This is a genomic window from Kribbella sp. NPDC051137 (assembly GCF_040682535.1).
Taxonomy (GTDB): domain Bacteria; phylum Actinomycetota; class Actinomycetes; order Propionibacteriales; family Kribbellaceae; genus Kribbella; species Kribbella karoonensis.
The window spans coordinates 223,207-245,278 of the sequence record NZ_JBFBBI010000008.1; the positions used below are offsets into that span (position 1 = coordinate 223,207).

Annotated in this window: 25 protein-coding genes and 1 pseudogene; 19 read left to right on the forward strand and 7 right to left on the reverse strand. The window is 69.2% G+C overall.

Features of this window, described 5'->3' with window-relative positions; translation table 11 throughout:
- The first annotated feature begins 46 nt into the window (after positions 1–46).
- Positions 47–547, forward strand: a complete 501-nt coding sequence (locus AB0M51_RS39120) for a MarR family winged helix-turn-helix transcriptional regulator (protein ID WP_344199029.1) — start codon at positions 47–49, stop codon at positions 545–547.
- Here AB0M51_RS39120 and AB0M51_RS39125 read toward each other — a convergent pair.
- The gene (locus tag AB0M51_RS39125) at positions 511–1,092 is read right to left on the reverse strand and encodes a winged helix-turn-helix domain-containing protein (protein ID WP_344199027.1); all 582 of its coding nucleotides are present in this window, start codon (positions 1,090–1,092) and stop codon (positions 511–513) included. The two genes, AB0M51_RS39120 and AB0M51_RS39125, sit on opposite strands and share 37 nt — an antisense overlap.
- 58 nt (positions 1,093–1,150) lie before the next feature.
- Here AB0M51_RS39125 and AB0M51_RS39130 point away from each other — a divergent pair, with 58 nt between their 5' ends.
- Positions 1,151–1,729 (forward strand): dienelactone hydrolase family protein, encoded by a 579-nt coding sequence (locus AB0M51_RS39130; RefSeq protein WP_344199025.1) that lies wholly within the window; start codon positions 1,151–1,153, stop codon positions 1,727–1,729.
- Positions 1,730–1,761: 32 nt separating this feature from the next.
- Entirely contained in the window at positions 1,762–2,553 is a 792-nt protein-coding gene (locus AB0M51_RS39135) for a hypothetical protein (RefSeq protein WP_344199023.1), read from the forward strand.
- Here AB0M51_RS39135 and AB0M51_RS39140 read toward each other — a convergent pair.
- Positions 2,518–3,972 carry an MFS transporter gene (locus AB0M51_RS39140; protein ID WP_344199021.1) on the reverse strand — a complete coding sequence of 485 codons (1,455 nt, stop codon included), beginning with the start codon at positions 3,970–3,972 and terminating at the stop codon, positions 2,518–2,520. The two genes, AB0M51_RS39135 and AB0M51_RS39140, sit on opposite strands and share 36 nt — an antisense overlap.
- Positions 3,973–4,093: 121 nt before the next feature.
- On the opposite strand from AB0M51_RS39140, the gene AB0M51_RS39145 reads away from it, so the two are divergent.
- The 7 genes and pseudogenes from AB0M51_RS39145 to AB0M51_RS39175 all read left to right on the forward strand — a co-directional run.
- On the forward strand, positions 4,094–5,299 hold the full coding sequence (locus AB0M51_RS39145) for a cytochrome P450 (protein WP_344199019.1): 1,206 nt from the start codon (positions 4,094–4,096) through the stop codon (positions 5,297–5,299).
- Positions 5,299–5,943 (forward strand): helix-turn-helix domain-containing protein, encoded by a 645-nt coding sequence (locus AB0M51_RS39150; RefSeq protein ID WP_344199017.1) that lies wholly within the window; start codon positions 5,299–5,301, stop codon positions 5,941–5,943. The genes AB0M51_RS39145 and AB0M51_RS39150 overlap by 1 nt, the downstream gene beginning before the upstream one ends.
- Positions 5,940–7,160, forward strand: a complete 1,221-nt coding sequence (locus AB0M51_RS39155) for an FAD-dependent oxidoreductase (protein ID WP_344199015.1) — start codon at positions 5,940–5,942, stop codon at positions 7,158–7,160. The genes AB0M51_RS39150 and AB0M51_RS39155 overlap by 4 nt, the downstream gene beginning before the upstream one ends.
- 22 nt (positions 7,161–7,182) lie before the next feature.
- A complete protein-coding gene (locus AB0M51_RS39160) occupies positions 7,183–8,382 on the forward strand; it encodes a cytochrome P450 (protein WP_344199013.1) in 1,200 nt (399 codons plus the stop codon).
- An 11-nt stretch (positions 8,383–8,393) separates the two neighbouring features.
- Positions 8,394–8,588 carry a ferredoxin gene (locus AB0M51_RS39165; protein ID WP_344199011.1) on the forward strand — a complete coding sequence of 65 codons (195 nt, stop codon included), beginning with the start codon at positions 8,394–8,396 and terminating at the stop codon, positions 8,586–8,588.
- Positions 8,589–8,610: 22 nt separating this feature from the next.
- Positions 8,611–8,958 (forward strand): VOC family protein, encoded by a 348-nt coding sequence (locus AB0M51_RS39170; RefSeq protein ID WP_344199009.1) that lies wholly within the window; start codon positions 8,611–8,613, stop codon positions 8,956–8,958.
- Between the two features lie 36 nt (positions 8,959–8,994).
- A pseudogene (locus AB0M51_RS39175) lies at positions 8,995–9,597 on the forward strand (alpha/beta fold hydrolase); the annotation flags it as partial.
- 345 nt (positions 9,598–9,942) lie between these two features.
- Here the strand turns inward: AB0M51_RS39175 and AB0M51_RS39180 are convergent.
- Positions 9,943–10,539, reverse strand: a complete 597-nt coding sequence (locus AB0M51_RS39180) for a GNAT family N-acetyltransferase (RefSeq protein WP_344199007.1) — start codon at positions 10,537–10,539, stop codon at positions 9,943–9,945.
- A gap of 55 nt (positions 10,540–10,594) precedes the next feature.
- Between AB0M51_RS39180 and AB0M51_RS39185 the strand changes: the two genes are divergently transcribed.
- Positions 10,595–11,086 carry a helix-turn-helix domain-containing protein gene (locus AB0M51_RS39185; protein WP_344199005.1) on the forward strand — a complete coding sequence of 164 codons (492 nt, stop codon included), beginning with the start codon at positions 10,595–10,597 and terminating at the stop codon, positions 11,084–11,086.
- Between the two features lie 24 nt (positions 11,087–11,110).
- On the opposite strand, the gene AB0M51_RS39190 is transcribed toward AB0M51_RS39185, so the two are convergent.
- Positions 11,111–11,989 carry a helix-turn-helix transcriptional regulator gene (locus AB0M51_RS39190; protein WP_344199003.1) on the reverse strand — a complete coding sequence of 293 codons (879 nt, stop codon included), beginning with the start codon at positions 11,987–11,989 and terminating at the stop codon, positions 11,111–11,113.
- Between the two features lie 163 nt (positions 11,990–12,152).
- Here AB0M51_RS39190 and AB0M51_RS39195 point away from each other — a divergent pair, with 163 nt between their 5' ends.
- Entirely contained in the window at positions 12,153–12,983 is an 831-nt protein-coding gene (locus tag AB0M51_RS39195) for an SAM-dependent methyltransferase (protein ID WP_344199001.1), read from the forward strand.
- 124 nt (positions 12,984–13,107) lie between these two features.
- Here the strand turns inward: AB0M51_RS39195 and AB0M51_RS39200 are convergent, their stop codons facing one another.
- Positions 13,108–13,665 (reverse strand): XRE family transcriptional regulator, encoded by a 558-nt coding sequence (locus AB0M51_RS39200; protein ID WP_344198999.1) that lies wholly within the window; start codon positions 13,663–13,665, stop codon positions 13,108–13,110.
- Positions 13,666–13,748: 83 nt separating this feature from the next.
- Between AB0M51_RS39200 and AB0M51_RS39205 the strand changes: the two genes are divergently transcribed.
- Positions 13,749–14,438, forward strand: a complete 690-nt coding sequence (locus AB0M51_RS39205) for an AzlC family ABC transporter permease (protein WP_344198997.1) — start codon at positions 13,749–13,751, stop codon at positions 14,436–14,438.
- The gene (locus tag AB0M51_RS39210) at positions 14,435–14,758 is read left to right on the forward strand and encodes an AzlD domain-containing protein (RefSeq protein ID WP_344198995.1); all 324 of its coding nucleotides are present in this window, start codon (positions 14,435–14,437) and stop codon (positions 14,756–14,758) included. Before AB0M51_RS39205 ends, AB0M51_RS39210 begins: the two co-directional genes overlap by 4 nt.
- Here AB0M51_RS39210 and AB0M51_RS39215 read toward each other — a convergent pair whose 3' ends face one another.
- Positions 14,759–15,895, reverse strand: a complete 1,137-nt coding sequence (locus tag AB0M51_RS39215) for a substrate-binding domain-containing protein (RefSeq protein ID WP_363753678.1) — start codon at positions 15,893–15,895, stop codon at positions 14,759–14,761.
- A gap of 112 nt (positions 15,896–16,007) precedes the next feature.
- On the opposite strand from AB0M51_RS39215, the gene AB0M51_RS39220 reads away from it, so the two are divergent.
- From AB0M51_RS39220 to AB0M51_RS39240, 5 genes are all read left to right on the forward strand, one after another.
- Positions 16,008–17,939, forward strand: a complete 1,932-nt coding sequence (locus AB0M51_RS39220) for a carbohydrate binding domain-containing protein (protein ID WP_363753681.1) — start codon at positions 16,008–16,010, stop codon at positions 17,937–17,939.
- Positions 17,940–18,019: 80 nt separating this feature from the next.
- The gene (locus tag AB0M51_RS39225; RefSeq protein ID WP_363753684.1) at positions 18,020–18,685 is read left to right on the forward strand and encodes a hypothetical protein; all 666 of its coding nucleotides are present in this window, start codon (positions 18,020–18,022) and stop codon (positions 18,683–18,685) included.
- 2 nt (positions 18,686–18,687) lie between these two features.
- On the forward strand, positions 18,688–19,389 hold the full coding sequence (locus AB0M51_RS39230) for a tyrosine-protein phosphatase (RefSeq protein WP_363753687.1): 702 nt from the start codon (positions 18,688–18,690) through the stop codon (positions 19,387–19,389).
- Positions 19,390–19,431: 42 nt separating this feature from the next.
- Entirely contained in the window at positions 19,432–20,331 is a 900-nt protein-coding gene (locus AB0M51_RS39235; protein ID WP_363753690.1) for an ABC transporter permease, read from the forward strand.
- Entirely contained in the window at positions 20,318–21,076 is a 759-nt protein-coding gene (locus tag AB0M51_RS39240; protein WP_344198983.1) for an ABC transporter ATP-binding protein, read from the forward strand. The genes AB0M51_RS39235 and AB0M51_RS39240 overlap by 14 nt, the downstream gene beginning before the upstream one ends.
- Here the strand turns inward: AB0M51_RS39240 and AB0M51_RS39245 are convergent.
- A complete protein-coding gene (locus AB0M51_RS39245) occupies positions 21,073–22,071 on the reverse strand; it encodes a glycosyltransferase family 2 protein (protein WP_344200702.1) in 999 nt (332 codons plus the stop codon). The two genes, AB0M51_RS39240 and AB0M51_RS39245, sit on opposite strands and share 4 nt — an antisense overlap.
- Position 22,072 lies beyond the last annotated feature (1 nt).

Genomic DNA, 22,072 nt, shown 5'->3' on the forward strand with positions numbered 1-22,072 from the left:
ATACCGTAAGGATTCCTGTCAAAATATTGGAAGGTATCCTTACGGTATGTCAAGAGCTCAGAGGCGCGGACCGAAGCACAAACCGCTGATCGCGCTGATCGACCGGGCCAATCGCGCGCTCCAGACGGAGATGGTGCGGAAGGCGCACGCCGACGGGCACCCCGAGGTGAAGATGGCGCACAACTCGGTCTTCGCCACCTTGCACGCCGAAGGCGCCCGGGCCGCGGACATGGCCGTGCGGGCCGGGATCACCCGGCAGTCGATGGGTGAGGTGATCCGCGACATGGTCGCGCTCGATCTCCTGGAGATGAAGGCCGATCCGGACGACCGCCGCGCGAAGATCGTCACCTACACCGAGCACGGGCTGGACGTGTCCTGGGACGGCTTCGAGTATCTCGCCGACCTCGAGGAGCGGTTCGAGCAGGAGTTCGGCGAGCAGGAGTATGCCGTGGTCCGGGACGTCCTCGAGCGGCTGATCGGGGTGATCGACCGGATCGCGGCCGAAGGAGATCAGCCCTCGTCCTCGGCCGGTGGCAGCGTCGGGTAGTCGCCGATCGGGTAGAGCCCGACGGTGAAGCCGTACGTCGTACCACCCGCCCGGGGAAGCTGGTCGAACGTGTGGATCAACGCGTCCACCTGCTGCCAGAACTCCGCGGCCCGCTCGTCGGGGATCCGGGCGTGCCGGATGAACGAGCGCATCTCGCCCGCGTCGTACGCCGGCTTGGACTCCTGGGCCGCGACCTCGAAGTCGTTGAAGTCGTGCGGCAGTTGCCCGTCCGCGCCCTGCCGGCCGAGCCCGACGAAGAACATCCGCGCCGCCCGCCCGTAGAAGCGCTCCTCGATCGCCCGCACCCGCCGGGTCCGGACCACGCGCAGGATGCCCGCCTCGGTCAGCACCTTCACATGGTGCGCGACCGTGCTCTTCGGCCGCCCGACCGCGGTGGCCAGCTCGGTCACGGTCGCGGCGCGCTCGTGCAGCAGCCCCAGGATCGTGGTCCGCAACGGGTCGCTGATCGCCCGCACCTGCTCCGCGGTCGTCAGCTCGACGGTGTCCGCGAGCTCGTAGTCAGGAACCGGCTTATTGCTTGACATGGTTCGAATAGACTAGCATCGCCGATTGTTCGAGATATTTGGATCATTGGAGTTGATGATGGCCGAGGTCGTGCTGTACCACCACTCGCAGGGGCTGACCGAAGGGGTGAAGGCGTTCGCCGACGAGCTCCGGCAGGCGGGCCACACGGTCCACACGCCGGACCTCTACGAGGGCAACACCTACGCCACCCTCGACGAGGGCATGGACTACGCCCGGGCGACCGGCTTCGGCGTGATCGCGGAGCGCGGTGTCGCGGCCGCGCAGGACCTGCCGGCGAACGTCGTGTACGCCGGGTTCTCGCTCGGCGTGGTGCCCGCGCAGCAGCTCACCCAGACCCGGGCGGGTGCGGCCGGCGGACTGTTCTACTACTCGTGCCTGCCGGCCGAGGAGTTCGGCAGCTGGCCGGAGGGTGTGCCTGCGCAGATCCACGCGATGGAGGAGGACCCGTTCTTCGCCGAGGAGGGCGGTGACATCGACGCGGCCCGCGCGCTGACCGCCGCGGTCGACACCGTCGAGCTGTTCCTGTACCCCGGCAAGGAGCACCTGTTCGCGGATTCCTCGCTGCCTGGCTACGACGAGGCCGCGGCGAAGCTGGTGCTGCAGCGCACCCTCGACTTCCTCGCCGGGATCAGGTAACTCTCAGCTGGTTCCACCTAGCCTTCGGGGCCATGCGAACAAGAGCTTTCCCGGCCCCGAAGGTCCCCGCGGTGTTCCTGATGTTCTGGGCGGTCAAGTTGCTGACCACCGGGATCGGCGAGACCGCGTCGGACTACCTCGGCACCGTCAGCATCCCGCTGGCCGCCGTGGTCGGGGTCGGTACCTTCTCCACCGCCCTCTACCTGCAGCTGAAAGCCACCACCTACCACCCGGTGCGCTACTGGGTCACCGTGCTCGGTGTCGCGTTGTTCGGCACGATGATCGCGGACGGACCGCACGTCGCACTCGGTACGCCGTACTGGTTCGACTCGATCGTCTACCTCGGGTTGCTCTGCGCTCTGCTGACCTGGTGGCGGCGCAGTGAGGGCACCATCTCGGTGCACTCGATCACCACCGCCCGGCGGGAACGGTTCTACTGGGGCGTCGTTCTGCTCACGTTCGGTCTCGGAACCGCCGTCGGCGACGCCACCGCGATCGACTTCGGGCTCGGCTTCACCTGGTCGATCCTGCTGTTCGCGGTGCTCATCGTCGTACCGCTCGGCCTGTGGAAGCTGGGTCTCAACGTCACGATCGCGTTCTGGGCGTCGTACGTGCTGACCCGGCCGCTCGGTGCGTCGATCGCCGACTGGCTCGGCAAGGACAGCCGGTACGGCGGCGTCGGCTGGGGCATCGGCCCCGTGACCCTGGTCGGGCTGCTGCTGTTCGCCGTGCTCGTCGCCTACCTGGCGTTGACGCACAGCGACGTCGACCACGCCGCCGTCCACGCGTCAGCTGTCCGCGAGCCCGACCCGGTCCTCGAGTGAACTGTCCGCGAAGGCACCGGCCGGAGCCGGGGCGGCGGAGCGGCGGGCGGGGATGAACGACGCGACGACCAGTGCGGTGAGCGCGGCGCCGGCGCCGATCAGCAGGACGACCCGGAAGCCACTCTGCGACGGCAGGGTGTAGCCGCCCAGGCTGATCGTGAGGTTGGCCAGGATCACGCCGGCCACCGCGCTGGACACCGACGTACCGATCGACCGCATCAGCGTGTTGAAGCTGTTCGCGGCCGCGGTCTCCGAGACCGGTACGGCGGACATGATCAGCGCGGGCATCGCGCCGTACGCCAGGCCGATCCCGGTGCCGATCAGCAGCGACACCAGCACGAGCTCCCAGACCGAGCTCATCAGCACGCTGCCCACGCCGTACCCGGCGGCGACCACGAGCGCGCCGAGCATCAGCGTCACCTTCGGCCCGCGGGTGCTGGAGATCTTCGCCGAGAACGGGGCCGCGACCAGCATGATCAGGCCGGACGGGCCCATCACCAGGCCGGACGTGAGCATCGACTGACCGAGCCCGAAACCGGTTGCCTTCGGCATCTGCAGCAACTGCGGCAGGACCAGCGACATCGCGAACATCGCGAACCCGAACACCATCGACGCGAGGTTGGTCAGCAGCACCTGCGGCCGCGCGGTGGTCCGCAGGTCGACGAGCGGCTCGGTGGTACGGCGTTCCCACCAGCCCCAGGCGAGCAGCGCGACGACGGCGAGCGCGAACAGGCCGAGGGTCCGGCCGCCGGTCCAGCCCCAGCTCGCGCCCTGGGAGATTGCCAGCAGCAACGAGATCAGGCCGACCGACAGCCCGATCCCACCGAGCAGGTCGAACCGGCCGCCGGAGCGCACCGACGACTCCGGGACGAACCGCAGGATCAGCCCGAAGACGATCACGCCGAGTGCGGCCGACACCCAGAACAACGTGTGCCAGTCGAAGTTCTCGGCCAGCAGAGCGGCCGCCGGCAGCCCGAGCGCGCCGCCGACGCCGAGCGAGGCGCTCATCTGCGCGACCGCCGTGCCGATCTTCTCGGACGGCAGCTCGTCGCGCATGATGCTGATGCCGAGCGGGATCACGCCGGCCGCCAGGCCCTGGAGCGCCCGGCCGGCGATCATCGGGACCAACGAGCTGCTCAGTGCGGCGACCACCGAGCCGGCGACCAGCATGCCGACGCTGATCAGCAGCATCCGGCGCTTGCCGTACATGTCGCCGAGACGACCCATGATCGGGGTCGCGACCGCGGCCGCGAGCAGGGTGGCGGTGATCGCCCAGGCGGTCCCGGCGGCCGAGGCGTGCAGCAGCCGCGGCAGCTCGGGGACCAGCGGGATCACCAGGGTCTGCATCAGCGCGACCGTGATTCCGGCCGAGGCGAGCACCGGCACGACGGCCCCGGCGCGCACGGATGAAGCGGACACGACAGCCTCCTGAGGCTGAACTAGATAGTTGGTTTCTGCAACCAATAGCCTAAGTCAGGCAGTTGACTTAAACAAGTGGGCGAGGCAAGCTGGGAACACAACCACACGGAGGTGATGGCCTGTGACCGACAGTGAGCAGCAGCTCGTCCGGTACCCGATCCCACCCGTTGACGCGATCGAACCGCCGCCCGAGTGGGAGAGGCTCCGGCAGCAGTGCCCGGTGGCGCACGTGCAACTGCCGAGCGGTGACCAGGCGACCCTGCTCACCCGGTACGACGACGTCCGCCAGGTGCTGTCCGACGCCCGGTTCAGCCGGACGGCGGAGGGGTCCGCGCGGGTGTCCGCGGAAGGTACGGGCGTCTTCGACCGGCGGCGGCCCGGCGTGCCGCAGTCCGGGGACGGTCATCAGCGCTGGCGCCGGATGATCACCAAGTGGTTCACCGCCAAGCGGATGGCGGCGCTCCGGCCGTCGATCGAGGCGATGGCCGACCAGCTCGTCGACGGTATGGTCGCGGGCGGTCAGCCGGCCGACCTGAAGGCGGCGCTCGGGTTCCCGCTGCCGGTGTGGGTGATCTGCGAGCTGCTCGGCGTACCGGCGTCCGACCGGGAGCGGTTCTCGTACTGGTCCGACACGTTCCTCAACCTCAGCCGGTACTCCGCCGCGGACATGGAGGCCGCGCACGCCGAGTTCGCGGCGTACATGACCGGGCACATCGAGGCGAAGCGTGCCGAGCCCGGCACCGATCTGCTCAGCGACCTGATCACCGGCACCGACGCGGCCGGACACAAGCTCACCGACGAGGCGCTGGTCTCCACCGGGATGGGCCTGTTGATCGCCGGGCACGAGACCACCACGAACATGATCGGCAAGATGATGGCGATGCTGCTCGCCGATCGCACCCGCTGGGAGCAGTTGCTCGCCGACCCGGCCCTCGTCCGGACGGCGGTCGAGGAGGCGTTGCGGTACGACGCGAACGCCGGGTTCGGGATGATCCGGTACGTCACCGAGGAGCTCGAGCTGTCCGACGGCGTACTGCCCGCGGGGACCACCGCGGTGTGCAGCATGGCCTCGGCGAACCGGGACGAGCGGATCTTCGCGGACGCCGCGGACATGGACCTGACCCGGAGCCCGAACGTGCACCTCGCGTTCGGCGCCGGGCCGCATTCCTGCATCGGGCAGTCGCTGGCGCGGACCGAGTTGCAGGTCGTACTGGAAGTGTTGTTGCGTCGGTTGCCGACATTGGCGCTGGCTGTGCCGTCCGCGGAACTGCCCCTGGTCGAGGGGCTGCTCGTCGGCGGGCTGCGGGAGGTAAGGGTGATCTGGTGATGATGGCGAAAGAGGTCCGGGCGGCGCGGGTGAACGCGACCCGGGAGCTGATCCTGGCGACGGCGGAGCGGATGTTCGCCGAGCGCGGCGTGCACGAGGTGTCGAACCGGCAGATCAGCGAAGCGGCCGGGCAGGGCAACAACACCGCGGTCGGGTACCACTTCGGAACCAAGACCGACCTGGTCCGGGCGATCGTCCGCAAGCACGCGGAGCCGGTCGAGGCGCGGCGGCGGGAACTGCTCGCGGAGCTCGGCGCGGAGCCCGACGTCCGGGACTGGGTGACGGTCCTGGTGCGGTCGGCGACCGACCACATGGCGAGCCTGGGGACGCCGAGCTGGCTGGCGCGGTTCAGCGCGCAGCTGATGAACGACCCGGGGCTGCGGGAGATCCAGTTGCTGGAGTCGCGGAACTCGCCGTCGTTGACGCGGGTCGTCGACGGGCTCGCGGAACATCTCGCGGACCTGCCGCCGGCGGTGCGGATCGAGCGCGGGGACATGGCCCGGCACCTGATCATCCAGATGACCGCCGAGTTCGAGCTGGCGCTCGCCGAGGGGCGGCCGACGGCGCGGGCGACGTGGGAGGAGATGGCCGGCGGGTTGATCGACGGCATCGTCGGGTTGCTGACCGCGCCGGTGACTTCGTGAGCGTGCTCGTGGTGGGGGCTTCCGCGGCCGGGCTGACCACCGCGGAAGCCCTGCGGCGCAAGGGTTTCCGGGATCGGATCACGGTGCTCGGTGCCGAGTGTCACCCGCCGTACGACCGGCCGCCGCTGTCCAAACAGTTCCTGCTGGGGGACTGGGACGAGAGCCGCACCCGGTTGCGCCCCGACGCGATGCTCTCAGCTCTCGACGCCGAGTTCGTCCTCGGCGACCCCGCGGTCTCGCTGTCCGACCACACCGTCCACACCACCACCGGCAGATCCTTCACCGCGGACCGTGTGGTGATCGCTACCGGCCTGACCCCACGCCACCTTCCCGGCCCACCCCTCGAAGGCGTTCACGTACTACGCACCCTCGACGACGCAGCTGCGCTGCGCAAAGCACTCGCCCCTGGAGGCGGGGGTGGGAGTCCGCGCCCGGGCGGCGGAGTCGCGGATGTCGTCGGTGAGGGTGCGCGTTGTGGCGGTGGTGGCGGAGCTGCCAGAGGGCCGCGGGTTGTGGTGGTGGGCGACGGGGTCTTGGGGGCGGAGATCGCCGCGACCGTTCGCAAGCTCGGGTTTGCGGTGACGCTTGCCGGGCCGCAGGCGGCGCTCATGGAGGCGCAGCTCGGTTCGGTGGTCGGAGCGCTGCTGGGGGACTTGCACGCGGCTGAGGGGGTTGAGCTTCGGCTGGGGTGTGCGGTGGACGGGCTGGAGGACGTGGACGGGCGGGTGAGCGGCGTACGGCTGGTGGGTGGGGAGGTGTTGCCGGCCGATGTGGCGGTGGTCGCGTTGGGGGCGACACCGGCGACCGGGTGGTTGGAAGGTAGTGGGCTGACAGTCGACAACGGGATTGTGTGTGACGAGTTCTGTCAGGCAGGTGAGGGGATCTACGCGGCAGGTGATGTCGCGCGCTGGCGGCACGAGGACGGGTTCGTCCGGTTGGAGAACCGGACGAACGCCACCGAGCAGGCGCTCTGCGTCGCCGCCAACATCGTGGGCGAGCACCAGCCCTACCGCCCGGTCCCGTACTTCTGGACCGACCAGTTCGGCACCAAGCTCCAGCTTCACGGCCGCCCGTCCGCGGACCTGATGGTTGCCGAGGGCACCGTCGGCGAGCGGTTCGTCGCGCACTACCGCGACGCGGGCCGGATCGTCGGCGTCCTCGGCTGGAACACACCGAAACAGACCCGTGCCCACCGGCAGCACCTGGTGGGCACGTAAACCTCTCTGGGGAAGGACACCTATGACAACACCTGTCTATCCGATGACCCGGGCATCAGGTTGTCCGTTCGATCCGCCGCCGCAACTCCGCGACCTGCAAGCGGAAGCGCCACTCACCAAGGTGAACATCTTCGGCAAGGACGCGTGGTTGGTGACGCGGTACGACGACCAGCGCACGCTGCTCGCCGATCCGCGCCTGAGCTCCGACGTCCGGCGGTCCGGCTACCCGAGCCCGACCGGTGAGCCGCCGCGCAACGACGACGGGGTGGGCATCGGGTTCATCCTGATGGACGACCCGGAGCACGCGCGGCTGCGCCGGATGGTGACCGCGCCGTTCATGATCAAGCGGATCGAGGCGATGCGTCCCGGCGTACAGCAGATCGTCGACGGACTGATCGACGACCTGCTGGCCGGGCCGAACCCGGTGGACCTGGTGGAGGCGTTCGCGCTGCCGGTGCCGTCGCTGGTGATCTGCCGGCTGCTCGGCGTCCCGTACGCCGACCACGGCTACTTCCAGCAGAACAGCAAGAACCTGATCCGGATGACCGCGACCCCGGAGGAGCGGGCGGCGGCGCACGGCAACCTCGCGACATACCTCGACAACCTCGTCGGCGAGAAGCTCGAGAACCCGGGCGACGACCTGCTGTCCGGGCTGACCGACCGGGTCAAGGCGGGTGAGCTGACCCGGCAGGACGCGGCCGGGATCGGCGTCCTGTTGCTGATCGCGGGCCACGAGACCACCGCGAACATGATTGCCCTCGGCACCCTCGCGCTGCTGGAGCATCCGGACCAGCTCGCCGTACTGCGGGAGACCGACGACCCGAAGGTGGTGGCGGGCGCGGTCGAGGAGCTGTTGCGCTACCTGAACATCACGCACAACGGGCGACGGCGGGCGGTGCTCGAGGACATCGAGTTGCACGGGCAGGTGCTGAAGGCCGGCGACGGCGTGATCCTGCCGAACGACATCGGCAACCGGGACCCGTCGGTGTTCGAGAACCCGGACGCGCTGGACCTGGGCCGGGACGCGCGACGGCACGTGGCGTTCGGGTTCGGCGTACATCAGTGCCTCGGGCAACCGTTGGCGCGGATGGAGCTACAGGTCGTGTACAGCACGCTGTACCGGCGGATCCCGACGTTGCGCCGGGCCGTCGGGCTGGAGGAGATCCCGTTCAAGCACGACGGCGCCGTGTACGGCGTCTACTCACTTCCCGTGACGTGGTGAAAGGAACCCATATGAAGGTCATCATCGACCAGGACAAGTGCGTCGCCTCCGGCCAGTGCGTGACGGCCGCCGCGGACGTGTTCGACCAGCGCGACGAGGACGGCATCGTGGTACTGCTGAACGAGAACCCGCCGGAGGAACTCGCCGCCGACATCCACCAGGCAGCCGCGGTCTGCCCGGCGCTGGCCATCCTCGTCGAGGACTGAGCACGCGACTACAGTGCTGTAGATGATCAACGGTGCGCATGTGATCGTCTACAGCACTGACGCGGACGCGGATCGCGCGTTCTTCCGGGACGTGCTGGAGTACCCGTCCGTCGACGCCGGCCACGGCTGGCTGATCTTCGAACTGCCGCCGGCCGAGGTGGCGGTGCATCCGGCGGGGGCTCCGGCGCACGAGCTGTTGCTGATGTGCGACGACCTCGAGCGGACGATGAGTGAGCTGACGTCCCGGGGCGTGGAGTTCGTGCGTCCGGTGGAGCGGCAGCGGTGGGGTGTGTTGACGGCGTTCCGGTTGCCGGGTGGGGGCGAGGTCGGGTTGTACGAGCCGTTGCACGAGCGGGCGCATGATCTCTGAGTTCCGGATCACGGTTGCGGACGCGGAGATCGCGGACTGCGCGCCCGGCTCCGAGCGGTTCGTTGGCCTCGGCAACTACCTGGTGGTTGGGAGCGCGGGGTGCCGGTCGAGTACGTGCGGCGTGTGGCCGAGCGGTGGGCGGCCTACGACTGGCGGGCGTGGGAGGCGCGGCTGAACGCCTTTCCGCAGTACCTCACCGAGATCGACGGGCAGACCGTGCACTTCCTGCACGTCCGATCGCCCGAGCCGGAGGCGCTGCCGTTGGTGCTGACGCACGGCTGGCCCGGGTCGGTCGCGGAGTTCCTCGACGTACTCGGGCCGCTCACCGATCCGTCGACGTACGGCGGCGATCCGCGGGACGCGTTCCACGTGGTGGCACCGTCGGTGCCGGGGCACGGGTTCTCGGTGCCGTTGACGGACGGGTGGGACCACGGACGGATCGCCGGCGCGTGGGTGGAGTTGATGCATCGGCTCGGGTACGAGCGGTACGGCGCGCAAGGGGGCGACACCGGATCGGTCGTGTCGCCGCTCGTCGGGCAACTGGATCCGGAGCACGTGGCCGGCGTCCACATCAACGGGGGACTGGCCTTCCCGGAGGACGTCCGGCCGGGTGACGTGGTGACCGACGCCGAACGCGAACGGCTCGCGGCCGCCGAGCGGCTGCGGGCGGTCGGGACCGGGTACGCCGACCTGCAGGGGACGCGTCCGCAAACGGTCTCGTACGGACTGAGCGACTCGCCGGTCGGGCAACTCGCCTGGATCCTGGAGAAGTTCTGGGAGTGGACCGATCCGGCCCGCGAGCTGCCCGAGGAGGCGGTCGACCTCGACCACCTGCTGACCGACGTGTCGATCTACTGGTTCACCAACACCAGCGCGACCTCGGCCGACCTGTACTACGAGAACCGCCGCGCGACCGACGACCTCCACCCGGGCGTACCGACCGGCGTTGCGGTGTTCCCGACGGACCCGGCGATCCGGAAGGTGCTAGAGCGCCGGCACCGAATCGTCCACTGGTCGGAGTTCACCCGGGGCGGGCATTTCGCGGCGCTCGAGGCTCCCGGTCTGCTGGTCGACGACATCCGCGCGTTCTTCCGGCTGGTCCGGTAGTCGTGCCGGTGCGACGAAGCTCAGCAGGGCGCCGTCCCGCTCGACCGCCGCGTCCGGCCACCGTCGACGTACCATCCGCACCGAGCGCTCGTTCGCGGCACTGACCACGAACAGGAAGTGCGTCGCGCCGGAAGCGATCGCGTCCGCGGCGGCGATCGACAGCATCCGTACGCCGAGCCCGCGGCGCTGCTCGTCCTCGGCGATCACCGCCGCCAGTTCGGCGGTCGCCGCTCCCGGAGCCCAGGCCCACATGGCGTGCCCGACGATCGCCGGTCCGCGGGTCGCGACGAACGCGGCCCCGGCCGGGCAGAGCATCCGCAGCAGCAACGCGGTCCGCGGTGGCGAACCGATCGCGGTCTGGAAGCGGAAGTAACGGCTGAGATCGGTCAGCCCGGTCAGCATCCTGGCCAGCTCGTCCGCGTCGGGTTCGCCGGCGCGGCGGACGAGTAGCGGTCCCGCCTGAGTCTGGTTCACGGATTCAGCGTTGCTGGCTTGGCTGAGTCTGTCAAGCGGACTTATCATCGGTGCCATGGGTAGCGCGGTGGACGAACAGGTTCCGGAAGCGATGAACTGGTCCACGGAGAACTGCACGATCTCCCGGACGATGGACATCCTCGGCGACAAGTGGACTTTTCACGTCCTGCGGGAGCTTTTCGTCGGAGTCCGCCGCTTCGAGGACATCCGGGCCCGCGCCGGCATCCCGCGGCAGATGCTGACCGAACGCCTCGCGGCGCTGATCGAGCGCGGCCTGATCCGGCGCCACCCGTACCGCCTGCCCGGTCAGCGCGAACGCTCCGAGTACCGGCTGACCCAGGCCGGCATGGACCTGTATCCGGTGCTGGTCGCGATGGTGCAGTGGGCCGACCAGTACCTTCCGCTGGACGCCGGTCCGCCGATCGAGCCCCGGCACCGCGGCGACTGCGGCGAACGCGTGAACGTCGTACTGCAGTGCGAGGGCGGCCACCGGCCCACCCCGCGCGAGGTGGCGTTCCGCGCCGGACCGGGCGCACAACCCCGCTAGGGCACGTGCCCTAATCCACGCACCCTAGAGGTTGTCGACCTGCTCGATCGCCCGGCGCAGCAGGCGTTCGGTCTCGCGGGGCTGGGCCGCGGTGATCGACACGGCGTCCATCGTGACGACGTACGTGTCGAGCTCCTCGCGCTTGTCCAGGTAGACCGCGCTGCTCAGGTGCTCGATGTAGACGATGTCCGGCAGGTCGGCGTCGTTGTACCGCAGCAGCGTGAACGCGCCGCCGGTCGCGGTGTACCCGCCCTTCTCGAACGGGATGATCTGCAGCGTCACGTTGTGCCGCCGGGACGCCTCCAGCAGGTACTCCAGTTGCGTCCGGAGAACGGCCTTGCCGCCGATCGGGCGCCGTAGTACCCCTTCGTCGAGGACCGCCCACAGCCGCGCCGGTCGTTGCCGCGTCAGCACGTCCTGGCGGCTCATCCGCAACGACACCAGGCGATCGACCTCGGCCTTCGGCAACGGCAGGTCCTGCCGGGCCATCTGGATCACGGCCCGTGCGTAGTCCGGGGTCTGCAACAGCCCGGGCACGAACTGCAGCTCGAACGTACGGATCAGGTCGGCCGCCATCTCCAGGCCGAGGTACGAGTGGAACCACTGCGGCGTCAGGTCGTCGTACCGCTGCCACCAGCCGGGGTTGTTCGCCTCCTTGGCCAGCGTCAGCAGCCGCTCGCGCTCTTCCGGGTCGTCGAGCTTGTACAGGGTCAGCAGGTCGTCGACGTCGCGGACCTTGAAGCCGACCCGGCCGAGCTCCAGGCGGCTGATCTTGGACTCCGACCCACGGATCGCCCAGCCCGCGTCGGTACGCGTCACGCCCGCGGCCTCGCGCAGCCGGCGCAGATACACGCCGAGCATGATGCGCAGGGCGGTCGGTCCGCCATACGCCGGCTCGGTCACCTCTCGCCTCCCAGCAGCAGTGATTCGGTGTGCAGCAGTTGATCATTTCATAACGGTGCGTGAATATGTCTACCCGCAGCCGCCGACACGATGTGTTCAGTCGGCCGTACTCTCTGTAGAGTCGGCCGAACAGACTCCCGATCTCTTTCTGCGAGGTTCACTGATGGTCGATGCCACCAAAGCGCCAAGTTCGATCCCGGTCGGCGTCGACACCGCCCGGGCCAGCATCGCCCGGGTCTACGACGCCTTCCTGGGCGGCAAGGACAACTTCGAGGTCGACCGCGAGGTACTGCGCGGGGTCCAGGCCGCGGCGCCGCAGGCCCAGGACCTGGCCAAGTCGAACCGGAACTTCCTGATCCGCGCCTGCCGGTTCCTGGCCGGCCAGGCCGCCATCACGCAGTACCTCGACTGCGGCTCCGGTCTCCCGACCGCCGAGAACACCCACCAGGTCGTGCAGCGGATCCAGCCCGACGCCAAGGTGCTCTACATCGACAACGACCCGGTGGTGCTCGCGCACGGCCGCGCGCTGCTGGAGGAGAACGAGAACACGCTGTTCGTCAGCGCCGACATCTTCGACCCGGACGAGGTGCTGGCCAACAGGGAGGTGCGCGGTTTCCTCGACTTCAGCGAGCCGATCGCCGTGATCCAGAACGGCACGCTGCACCACTACATCGGCGACGAGGGCGCGCAGATCATGCAGAAGTACGTCGACGCGGTGGTGCCCGGGTCGTACACGGTTGTCTCACACTTCTTCAACCCCGAGACCCCGGAGCACTCCGAGGTCGCCCGGAAGATGGAGGACAAGTTCATCCACAGCCCGATGGGCAGTGGCCGGTTCCGTACCCGCGCGGAACTGATGACGTTCTTCCCGGACCAGGAGCTGGTCGAGCCGGGCCTGGTGCTGTGCGACGACTGGTGGCCGGACGGTCCGCGGCTCAAGCCGCTGAACCAGGTCGAGGAGTGCATCGTCGGTGCGGTCGGCCGCAAACTCTGAGCTCGGTACAAGCGGGGCGCCCGGTGGTCCGGGGCGCCCCGCTTTTCCGTTGTCAGAACGTCCGGCGTTGTGCTGCCGAGTTGTTGCAGGTGGCAACGGTTACCGGATTGCCCAGGGCAACTGGTTAGACGTGCTCCGAGACGAGCGTTGCGGTCGTCAGCTCTTCCAGGGCCTGGAAGAGGTGCGGGAGGTCGCCCGGGTAGGCGATGTAGTCGCCGGGCCGCAGTTCCACCGGATCGTCGAGGGGACCGACCAGGGCGCGGCCGGAGCTGAGGATGACGTGTTCGACGACGCCGGGCATGTGCGGGTCGGATCTGCGCCCCGGGCCGGGGGAGGCGACGATCCGGTACAGGTCGCGGCGGGCGTTCGGCGGGCTGGACGCGACCAGCGTGGCGCTGTAGTCGGCCCGGTCGGAGTAGATCGCGGGGCCTTCGCCGGCGCGGATGATCTGCACCCGCGGGCGCGGTGGGTCGAGCAACGCGGCGAACGGCGTGTCGAGCGCGACGGCCAGCGCCCACAGGGTCTCCACGCTCGGGTTGCCGGTGCCGGACTCCAGCTGGGACAGCGTGGACTTGGCGACGCCGGCACGCTTGGCGACCTCGGTGAGGGAGAGTCCGGCGCGGGCGCGGTGCCGGCGCAGGGAGGCTGCGATCACGTCGAGCGGTGCCTTGCTGCTGTCCATCGGTGTGGTTCGCTCCGTGTTCGATATAGCGGTCCGTTTGTTCGGCTTGACGAACCAGTGGGCTGGTGTTCATCATAATGCCCATGCGTTCGATCTGGCGAACACTCGACCGGGGACTGGCCCGCGACATCGCGCTGGTGTGTCTGGCCGACGGCGTCGTCGGGATGTCGTACGGCGCGATCAGCGTCGGCGGCGGGCTGCCGTTGTGGGTCCCGATCCTGCTGTCGGTCGTCGTTTTCGCGGGCGCCTCGCAGTTCCTGTTCGTCGGGATCGTCGCGGCCGGTGGCAGCCCGATCGCCGCGATGATCGCGGGACTGCTGGTGAACACCCGGCACGTGGCGTTCGGCCTGGCGGTCAGCGACGTCATCGGCAGCGGGTGGCGGCGGTGGCCCGGCAGCCACGTGATGACCGACGAGAACGTCGCGTTCGCGATGGGGCAGGACGAGTTGGAGCAGCGGCGAGCGGCGTACTGGGCGGGCGGTATCGGCATCTTCGTCTGCTGGAACATCGGCGTGGTGATCGGTGGCCTCGCCGGATCGATCATCACCGACACCGACGTGTTCGGTCTGGATGCGGCGTTCCCGGCGGTCCTGCTGGCGCTCGTCCTTCCGGCTCTGCGCGATCGCCGTACCCGTATCGCGGCACTCGTCGGTGTCGTGATCGCCTTGGCCGCAACGCCTTTCCTGCCGGCTGGTGTGCCTGTCCTGCTTGCCCTTGTGGGCCTGTTGTTCTACCGCGCGGAGAAGCCCGCGGGGGAGGAGGTGGCTCGATGACGAACACGCCTCTGGTACTGGCCGGAATCGGGGTGCTTGCCGTAGGCACGTTCTCGCTGCGGTTCGCGGGGCCTGCGCTTCGCAGCCGCTTCGAGGTCCCGGAACGGATCCACCAGTTGCTGGCGGTCGCCGCGGTCGTCCTGCTCACCGCTCTGGTGGCCACGTCCGCTCTGACAGCCGGCCACGGTCCCGCCGGTATCGCCCGCCCCGCCGGGGTGCTGGTCGGCGGAGTACTTGCCTGGCGCAAGGCACCCTTCGTGCTGGTCGTCGTGGCCGCCGCCGCGACCGCGGCCGTCCTGCGCCTGCTGGGCGTCCCGTAACTACCGAGGAGGCGCTGCGGCTGACGGGCCTGCTGGGCGTGCTCCGTCGGCCGGTGCGGTTGTCGCGCGGTGGTGGAGGCGAGGAACGATGGCGAGCTTGGTGGGCGGGTGGGCTTCGTGCGTGTGGTGGCCTCGGCTGCTGAGGCGATCGACGATCATTTCCACGGCTCGTTTGCCCAGCGCGACCCGGTCAGGGGCGACGGCGCTCAGGCCGGTGGCGGGGTTGGCGGGCAGGCCGTCGTCGTAGGAGAGGATCGAGATGTCGCCGGGGACCGCGAGGCCTTGGGAGGCCAGCAACTGCTGGGCGTTCACGGCGTCTTCGTCGGTGTGGACGAACAGGGCGGTGGGCTGCGGATCCAGCTGCCGCATCGCATCGGTGAGCACCCGGATCTGGTCGGCGGAGCGGCGTAGACGGGTGATGCCCAGCGTGACGCCGCGTGCCGGCGCGATGGTCTCCGCGTACGCCGTTGCCGTCGCGAGTAGCGCCGGGGCGGTCGGAGTGTCGCGGATCAGGCAGTGGATCGTTCGGTGGCCGAGGGCAGCCAGGTGGTCCAGGCCCAGCACGAATCCGCTCTGGTGATCGGTGAAGACGTGGTCGACCGGTGCACGCGCCGCGGCGACCGAGGTGGCCGGGTCGAGGTCGCGGACCCAGCCCAGTTCCCATGGGCGTTCGATCAGCACGACAGGTACGTCGGTACCGCACAACTGGCCCCATGTCGTCGCGGGCAACTGTGGTGTGACGAGTAGTCCGTCCAGTTCGAGGCTGCTGATCCGGGCGTACCGGGAGGCGGCGAGATCGTCGGTGTAGTCGTAGTCGGCCTCGATCAACGTGCTGCCCGTCGCGGCAGCCGCTTGTTCCGCGCCCGCGAGCACGGCGTCGAAGCAGTAGCCGCGGGTCGGGACGAGGATCCCCAGGCGGAGTCGCGCGTCGCCGGGTGGCTTACGCCGGCCCGCCGCGACCGCGCCGCCGTGGACCCGGGTCAGCCGGCCGGCGAGCGACAGTTCGTGGATGTCCCGCTGGATCGTCCGGACGCTCGCGCCCAGCGCGGCCGCCGCCTCCAGGGCGGACACCGAGCCGGTGCGTTCGATCCACTTGACCAGTAGCTCTCTGCGCTTCGACCCGAGCAGTTGCCCCATGACCGGAAACTACGGGAAAACGCTGTCGTCTTTTGTCCGATTCGGCGTGCCGCGTCCGGGATCCGTGCTGACCTGAGGGTGGTTCGCCCGCCCAGGCCCGGAGGTTGCCACGATGCGCGCAGTCAGACTGAAGATCGCACTCCTGGTGGTCACGTTGCTGACCCTCGCCCTGCCCGCTCCCGTCGCGAGCGCCGCGGGAACGTCGTACTACGTGAACTGTGCCGCGACGTCCGCCGGCAACGGCACCCAGGCCGCGCCGTGGAACACGCTTTCGGAAACCAACGCGCACGTTTTCTCAGCCGGCGACCGGTTGTTGTTCGCCCGCGGCACCACCTGTGCCGGTCAGCTGAAACCGTCCGGCTCCGGCACGGCCGCCGCGCCGGTCACCGTCGACACCTACGGATCGGGTGCGCGTCCGGTCATCGCCGGCGGCGGCACCGTCTACGCCGCGGTGCACCTGTACAACGTCCAGTACTGGGAGATCCGCGGCCTGGAGGTCACCAATCAGGGCGCCACGGCCGCCGAGCGGAACGGGATCCTCGTCGAACTCGCCGACTTCGGCACGGGCTCGCACTACGTCGTCGACGACGTCTACGTGCACGACGTCAACGGCGGCGACACCAAGAACAGCAACGGCATCCAGTTCCGGGTCAGCGGAACCACGACGCCGACGCACTTCGACGACGTGACGGTCGAGAACTCCGAGATCTACCACGTCGACCGGGAAGGCCTCACGACCTCGTCGAGCTGGGGCTGCCGCGCCATCTACGCCTGCACGTCGGGCCCGGCCTGGACCGCGAACACGCACGTGGTCTTCCGGAACAACCGCATCCACGACATCGGCGGCGACGGAGTCGTGCTCCGGATCGGCGCGGACGCGGTCGTCGAACACAACACGGCGTACGACATCTGGATGCGCTCGGCCGGCAACAACGCCGGCATCTGGACCATCAACAGCGACCGCACCGTCGTCCAGTACAACGAGGTGTACCGGGTCCGGCGGCCGTGCTGCAACGACGGGATGGCGTTCGACTCCGACGGCGGGAACCGCGGCGTGATCTTCCAGTACAACTTCAGCCACGACAACGAGGGCGGGTTCGTGCTGTTCTGCGGCTGCGCCAGCGGCTGGAGCACGTCCGGGACGATCGTCCGCTACAACCTCTCGATCAACGACAAGTCCCGCATCCTGTACGCCGCCGGCGAGAACGCGGCGCAGATCTACGCGAACACGTTCTACCTGCCGAGCGGATCGACGACGAAGGTGATCGAGGACAACGGGTCGAGCTCCACCAAGGCGACCTGGACGAACAACATCATCGACAACCTCGGCTCCGGCGGATACGACCAAGTAGCGAACTACGTCTTCCGCGGGAACCTCTACTTCGGCAACCACCCCGCCACCGAGCCGACCGACCCGTACAAGTCGACCGCCGACCCGTTGCTCGTCTCGCCCGGCAGCACCGCACCCGACGGGTATCGACTCCGGTCCGGCTCACCCGCCCTGCGGGCCGGCCTGAACGTGGCCGGATCGGCTGCTACGGACTACTTCGGCTCGAGCGTCCCGGTCAACTGCCGGCCGGACATCGGGTTCCATCAGCTCTCGACCTTCGACGACGTGGCGTGCGTGGGCACGAACCTGGTCAAGAACGGCGGCTTCGAATCCGGTACGACGAACTGGAGCATCACCGCGAGCCGGGGCTCGGTCGCGACGGACACGGTGCACAGCGGTACGAACAGCCTGAAGCTCGGCCCGTCGCAGGCGAGCGCCGAGCAGGTCGTCGCGGTCGAGCCCGACACGACGTACGTGCTCTCCGGCTGGGGACGTGTCAGCGCGTACGACACCGAGATCGTGATCGGCGCGAAGGCCTTCGGCGGTACGTCGGAAGTCCGCGCGCCGTCCTTCGTCAACACCACGTGGCGGGGCGGGAGCGCCACGTTCACCACCGGACCCGGCGCGACGACAGCGACCGTCTACTGCTTTACGCGGACGGGCACCGGATCCGGCTACTGCGACGACGTCAGCCTCACCAAGCAGTCCCCGTAGCCGCTACCGTGCAGGTATGAGCTTGCAGTCCGGCGGCGCCCAAGAAGTCGATCCTGCCCGCCATCGGCATCGCCTGTTTCGTGGTCGGCGTGCTCCTGGCCGGGTTCTTCGTCTGGCGGATCGTCGTCACGGCGCCGCGGACGCCGCAGCCGATCGAGGGCGGCATGGTGCACCTGAAGAAGGAGGGTCTGACGATCTACTCGTCGGTCCCGGTGCTGGCCCCGCCGTGCACGGTGAAGGACGCGAGCGGCAACGACGTACCGACGAAGCGGCCGGGCGGGTCGGAGACGATCACGATCAACGGCGACACCTGGTACGTCGTGGCGCGCTCGACGTCGACCGTACCGGCCGGTGACTACAGCATCTCGTGCACGGACAGCGAGACCAGCGCGACGTACGCGGCCGGCCCGAAGTCGTCGGTGGCGGCGTTCGTGCTGTCGATCTTCGGAGTGGTCCTCTCGCTGCTGATCTTCATCGGGCTGGGCGCCACGTTCCTCGCGATCGGCCTGGTCCGCAAGAACCGCAACCGCCGCCCCACCAACACCTTCCCCACCCAACCAGGCGCCCCCGGCAACTATCCCCACCCGTCGGCCGGCTACCCCGGCCAACCTGCCGCCCACCCGAACCAGCCCGGCGGCTATCCGAACCAGCCCGGCGCCCACCCGAACCAGATGCCGCCGCACACCTTCCCGGCGCCGCCGCCGTACCGTCCCGGCGCGAACCCCGACCGTCCGCAGGACCGGTGACCGTGGACCTCGACTGGCCGGGCTGCCGCAACGTCCGCGACGTCGGCGGACTGCCTACCGCCGACGGGCGGGTGACCCGCGAAGGCGTGCTGATCCGCGCGGACAGCCTTCAGTACCTGACCGAAGCGGGTGTGGTCGCGCTCCGTCGCGCGGGCGTCGCACGGATCCTCGACCTGCGCGGCGACGGCGAAGTGGCGGCTTACCCGACCCCGTTCACCGGCACGCCCCTCGCCGTTCGGCAGTCCCTGCAGGATCCGGCCGACCCGGACCACGGGCAGCCGACGATCGTCGAGGCCTGCATCTGGATGCTCGACAAGCGGCCGGAGCTGTTCGCGGCCGCGGTGAAGGCGATCGCGGACGAGCCGGAGGGTGCGGTCGTCGTGCACTGCCACGGCGGCAAGGACCGCACCGGCATGGTGGTCGCGCTGGCGTTGAGCGTCGCCGGCGTACCGGAGGACGAGATCGTCGCCGACTACTACCTGACCCAGTCGCGGCTCGCGGGGTGGCTGGAGGAGCAGCTGGCGGACGAGCCGGACGCGTCGAAACACCCGGAAATGATCGAGTTCCGGGACACCCGGGCCGAGTCGATCGTCGCGATCCTGCGGCATCTGGACGCCGAGTACGGCGGGCCGGAGGCATACCTGCGGCACGGTGGTCTTACTGAAAACGACCTCAGCAACCTGAAAGGGCGCTTAGTGGGCTGACCTGCGTCACTACCCCGTCACGGACCGCAGTACATTGGCGCAATGCCGACCGCCGCAGTGCCGAAAGGGCCGCCTGGGTTGACCGATCCGGCCGCGCTCGCCGAACGCTACGGACTCACCAAGAGCTCGATCCGACCGCCGCTCGGCTCGTACCTGCGCGAGCTGTGGAGCCGTCGTAAGTTCGTCGTCAGCTACGCCGCCGCACGCACCTACGCCATGTACGCCGGGGCCCGCCTGGGCTCGATCTGGCAGATCCTCACCCCGCTGCTGAACGCCGGCGTGTACTACCTCGCCTTCGGTGTGCTGCTCGGGACGAGGAACGGGATCGACAACTACGTCGCGTTCCTGCTCAGCGGGGTGTTCGTGTTCACGTTCACCCAGCGGTGCATGACCGAAGGGTCCCGCTCGCTGGCGCTGAACCTGTCGCTGATCCGCACCCTGCACTTCCCGCGTGCGACGCTGCCGCTCGCCTACGTGCTGAACGAGCTGAACCAGATGCTCATCTCGATGGGCCTGCTGTTCCTGGTCGTGGGGTTCACCGACGGTCCCACCTGGCGATGGCTGATGATCGTCCCGGCGATGCTGTTGCAGGTGATGTTCAACGTCGGCATCACCCTGGTCTTCGCGCGGATCGGAACGTTCGTGACCGACATCAGCCAGCTGCTGCCGTTCATCACACGGACCTGGCTGTACGCGTCGGGGATCTTCTTCTCGCTGCCGTACAAGCTGTCCCAGCTGCACGCGCCGGGCTGGGTGGTCCAGGTGCTGGCGTTCAACCCGATCTCGGCGTACATCGACGTCGTCCGGCGTGCGTTGCTGCACGAGCATGTGAAGAACGAGCTGCCGCACGCGTGGTGGATCGCGACCGTCTGGGCGTTCCTGATGCTGGCCGGTGGACTCTGGTACTTCTGGCGTGCGGAGGATCGCTATGGACGCGGCTGAACCAACGGTCATCGCCGACCGGCTGGACATCATCTACAAGGTGATCGCAGGCCAGGGCGGCAAGGGTACGGCGGCGACCGCGCTGCGGCGGATCATCAACCGCCAGGACCGGCCGACGATCCGTGAGGTGCACGCGGTCAAGAACGTCAGCTTCACCGCGTACAAGGGTGACGCGATCGGCGTCATCGGCCGCAACGGCTCCGGCAAGTCGACGATGCTGCGCGCGATCGCCGGCCTGCTGCCGCCCGCGTCCGGTGTCGTGTACACCGGCGGGCAGCCGTCGCTGCTCGGCGTCAACGCGGCGATGATGAACGACCTCACCGGCGAGCGGAACGTTGTCCTCGGGTGTCTCGCGATGGGCATGTCCCCGGCCGAGACCCAGCGCCGGTACGCCGAGATCGTCGACTTCTCCGGGATCGGCGACTTCATCGACCTGCCGATGTCGACGTACTCGACCGGTATGCAGGCCCGGCTGAAGTTCGCGATCGCGTCCGCGAAGACGCACGACATCCTGCTCGTCGACGAGGCGCTGGCCACCGGCGACGCCGAGTTCCGGGTCCGGTCGGAGCGGAAGATCAAGGAGCTCCGCGACCAGGCAGGCACGGTGTTCCTGGTCAGCCACAGCCTGGAGGTGGTGCAGGAGACCTGCAACCGGGCGCTGTGGCTGGACGCCGGCGTGCTGAAACTCGACGGTCCGGTCGACGAGGTCGTGGCCGCCTACATCAAGTCCACCAGGGCCGGTTAGGCGGCCTTCGGGCGCTCGCGGAGGCCGACCAGGAAGCCGAGGCCCCAGGAGACGTGCATGGTCGCGCAGACCAGCGGCATCCAGAACAGCGCCTTCCAGGGCAGGTAGCGGCCCTCCATCGCCGAGCCGAAGATCAGCAGCAGGGCGTACCCGAGCGGGGCCAGGAAGCCGAGGTCGAGCCAACTGACGCCGGTGGCCAGACCGATGATGCCGAGGATCGTGCCGACGGCCAGGCCGATCACCGCGACCGGAGGCGCCAGGTACCGCTTGCTGGCCGTCTCCGGGTGCCGGCGGATCACCTCGCGGCGCCACTGACCGGTGTGGAAGAACTGCTTCGCGACCGCGGACAGCGAGGACCGCGGCCGGTACGTCACCGACAGGTCCGGGCTGAACCAGATCAGCCCGCCGGTCTTCCGGATCCGGTAGTTCAGCTCCCAGTCCTGGGCGCGGTGCATCGTCTCGTCGAAGCCGCCGACCCGCTCCAGCGCGGCTCGCCGGAACACGCCCAGGTACACGGTGTCGGCCGGGCCGGCCTTGCCACCCTGGTGGAACGTCGAGGCACCCAGGCCGAGCCGGGAGCGGTACGCGCAGGCGACCGCCATCTCGGTCGGGGTCCGGCCCTCGGCGGCCATCACGCCGCCGACGTTGTCCGCGCCGCTCTCGTCCAGCACCTCGACCGCGCGGGTGATGTACCCGTCGGTGAGCGCGCCGTGCCCGTCCACCCGGACCAGGATGTCGTGCTTGGCGTGCGCGATCCCGACGTTCAGCGCGGCCGGCGTCTTGCCGGTCGGGTTCGGCACGATGCTGATCCGGTGGTCCTTCTCGGCCAGCTTGTCCGCGATCTCCTCGGTCCGGTCCTTGCTCGGCCCGATCGCGAGTACGACTTCGAGCTCACCCGGGTAGTCCTGGTCGAGGACGCGGCCGACCGCCTCCTCGAGGTGGCGTTCCTCGTTCAGCACGGGCATCACGACGGACACGGGTGGCCAGTGGGACAGC

Excerpts from the sequence above, each read along its gene's own strand:
- AB0M51_RS39215 (WP_363753678.1), bottom strand. The coding sequence starts at position 15,895 with ATGGGGCAACTGCTCGGGTCGAAGCGCAGAGAGCTACTGGTCAAGTGG.
- AB0M51_RS39120 (WP_344199029.1), top strand. The coding sequence starts at position 47 with ATGTCAAGAGCTCAGAGGCGCGGACCGAAGCACAAACCGCTGATCGCG.
- AB0M51_RS39170 (WP_344199009.1), top strand. The coding sequence starts at position 8,611 with ATGATCAACGGTGCGCATGTGATCGTCTACAGCACTGACGCGGACGCG.
- AB0M51_RS39150 (WP_344199017.1), top strand. The coding sequence starts at position 5,299 with ATGATGGCGAAAGAGGTCCGGGCGGCGCGGGTGAACGCGACCCGGGAG.
- AB0M51_RS39130 (WP_344199025.1), top strand. The coding sequence starts at position 1,151 with ATGGCCGAGGTCGTGCTGTACCACCACTCGCAGGGGCTGACCGAAGGG.
- AB0M51_RS39205 (WP_344198997.1), top strand. The coding sequence starts at position 13,749 with ATGCGTTCGATCTGGCGAACACTCGACCGGGGACTGGCCCGCGACATC.
- AB0M51_RS39185 (WP_344199005.1), top strand. The coding sequence starts at position 10,595 with ATGGGTAGCGCGGTGGACGAACAGGTTCCGGAAGCGATGAACTGGTCC.
- AB0M51_RS39125 (WP_344199027.1), bottom strand. The coding sequence starts at position 1,092 with ATGTCAAGCAATAAGCCGGTTCCTGACTACGAGCTCGCGGACACCGTC.
- AB0M51_RS39210 (WP_344198995.1), top strand. The coding sequence starts at position 14,435 with ATGACGAACACGCCTCTGGTACTGGCCGGAATCGGGGTGCTTGCCGTA.
- AB0M51_RS39160 (WP_344199013.1), top strand. The coding sequence starts at position 7,183 with ATGACAACACCTGTCTATCCGATGACCCGGGCATCAGGTTGTCCGTTC.
- AB0M51_RS39195 (WP_344199001.1), top strand. The coding sequence starts at position 12,153 with ATGGTCGATGCCACCAAAGCGCCAAGTTCGATCCCGGTCGGCGTCGAC.
- AB0M51_RS39165 (WP_344199011.1), top strand. The coding sequence starts at position 8,394 with ATGAAGGTCATCATCGACCAGGACAAGTGCGTCGCCTCCGGCCAGTGC.
- AB0M51_RS39235 (WP_363753690.1), top strand. The coding sequence starts at position 19,432 with ATGCCGACCGCCGCAGTGCCGAAAGGGCCGCCTGGGTTGACCGATCCG.
- AB0M51_RS39220 (WP_363753681.1), top strand. The coding sequence starts at position 16,008 with ATGCGCGCAGTCAGACTGAAGATCGCACTCCTGGTGGTCACGTTGCTG.
- AB0M51_RS39200 (WP_344198999.1), bottom strand. The coding sequence starts at position 13,665 with ATGGACAGCAGCAAGGCACCGCTCGACGTGATCGCAGCCTCCCTGCGC.
- AB0M51_RS39240 (WP_344198983.1), top strand. The coding sequence starts at position 20,318 with ATGGACGCGGCTGAACCAACGGTCATCGCCGACCGGCTGGACATCATC.
- AB0M51_RS39135 (WP_344199023.1), top strand. The coding sequence starts at position 1,762 with ATGCGAACAAGAGCTTTCCCGGCCCCGAAGGTCCCCGCGGTGTTCCTG.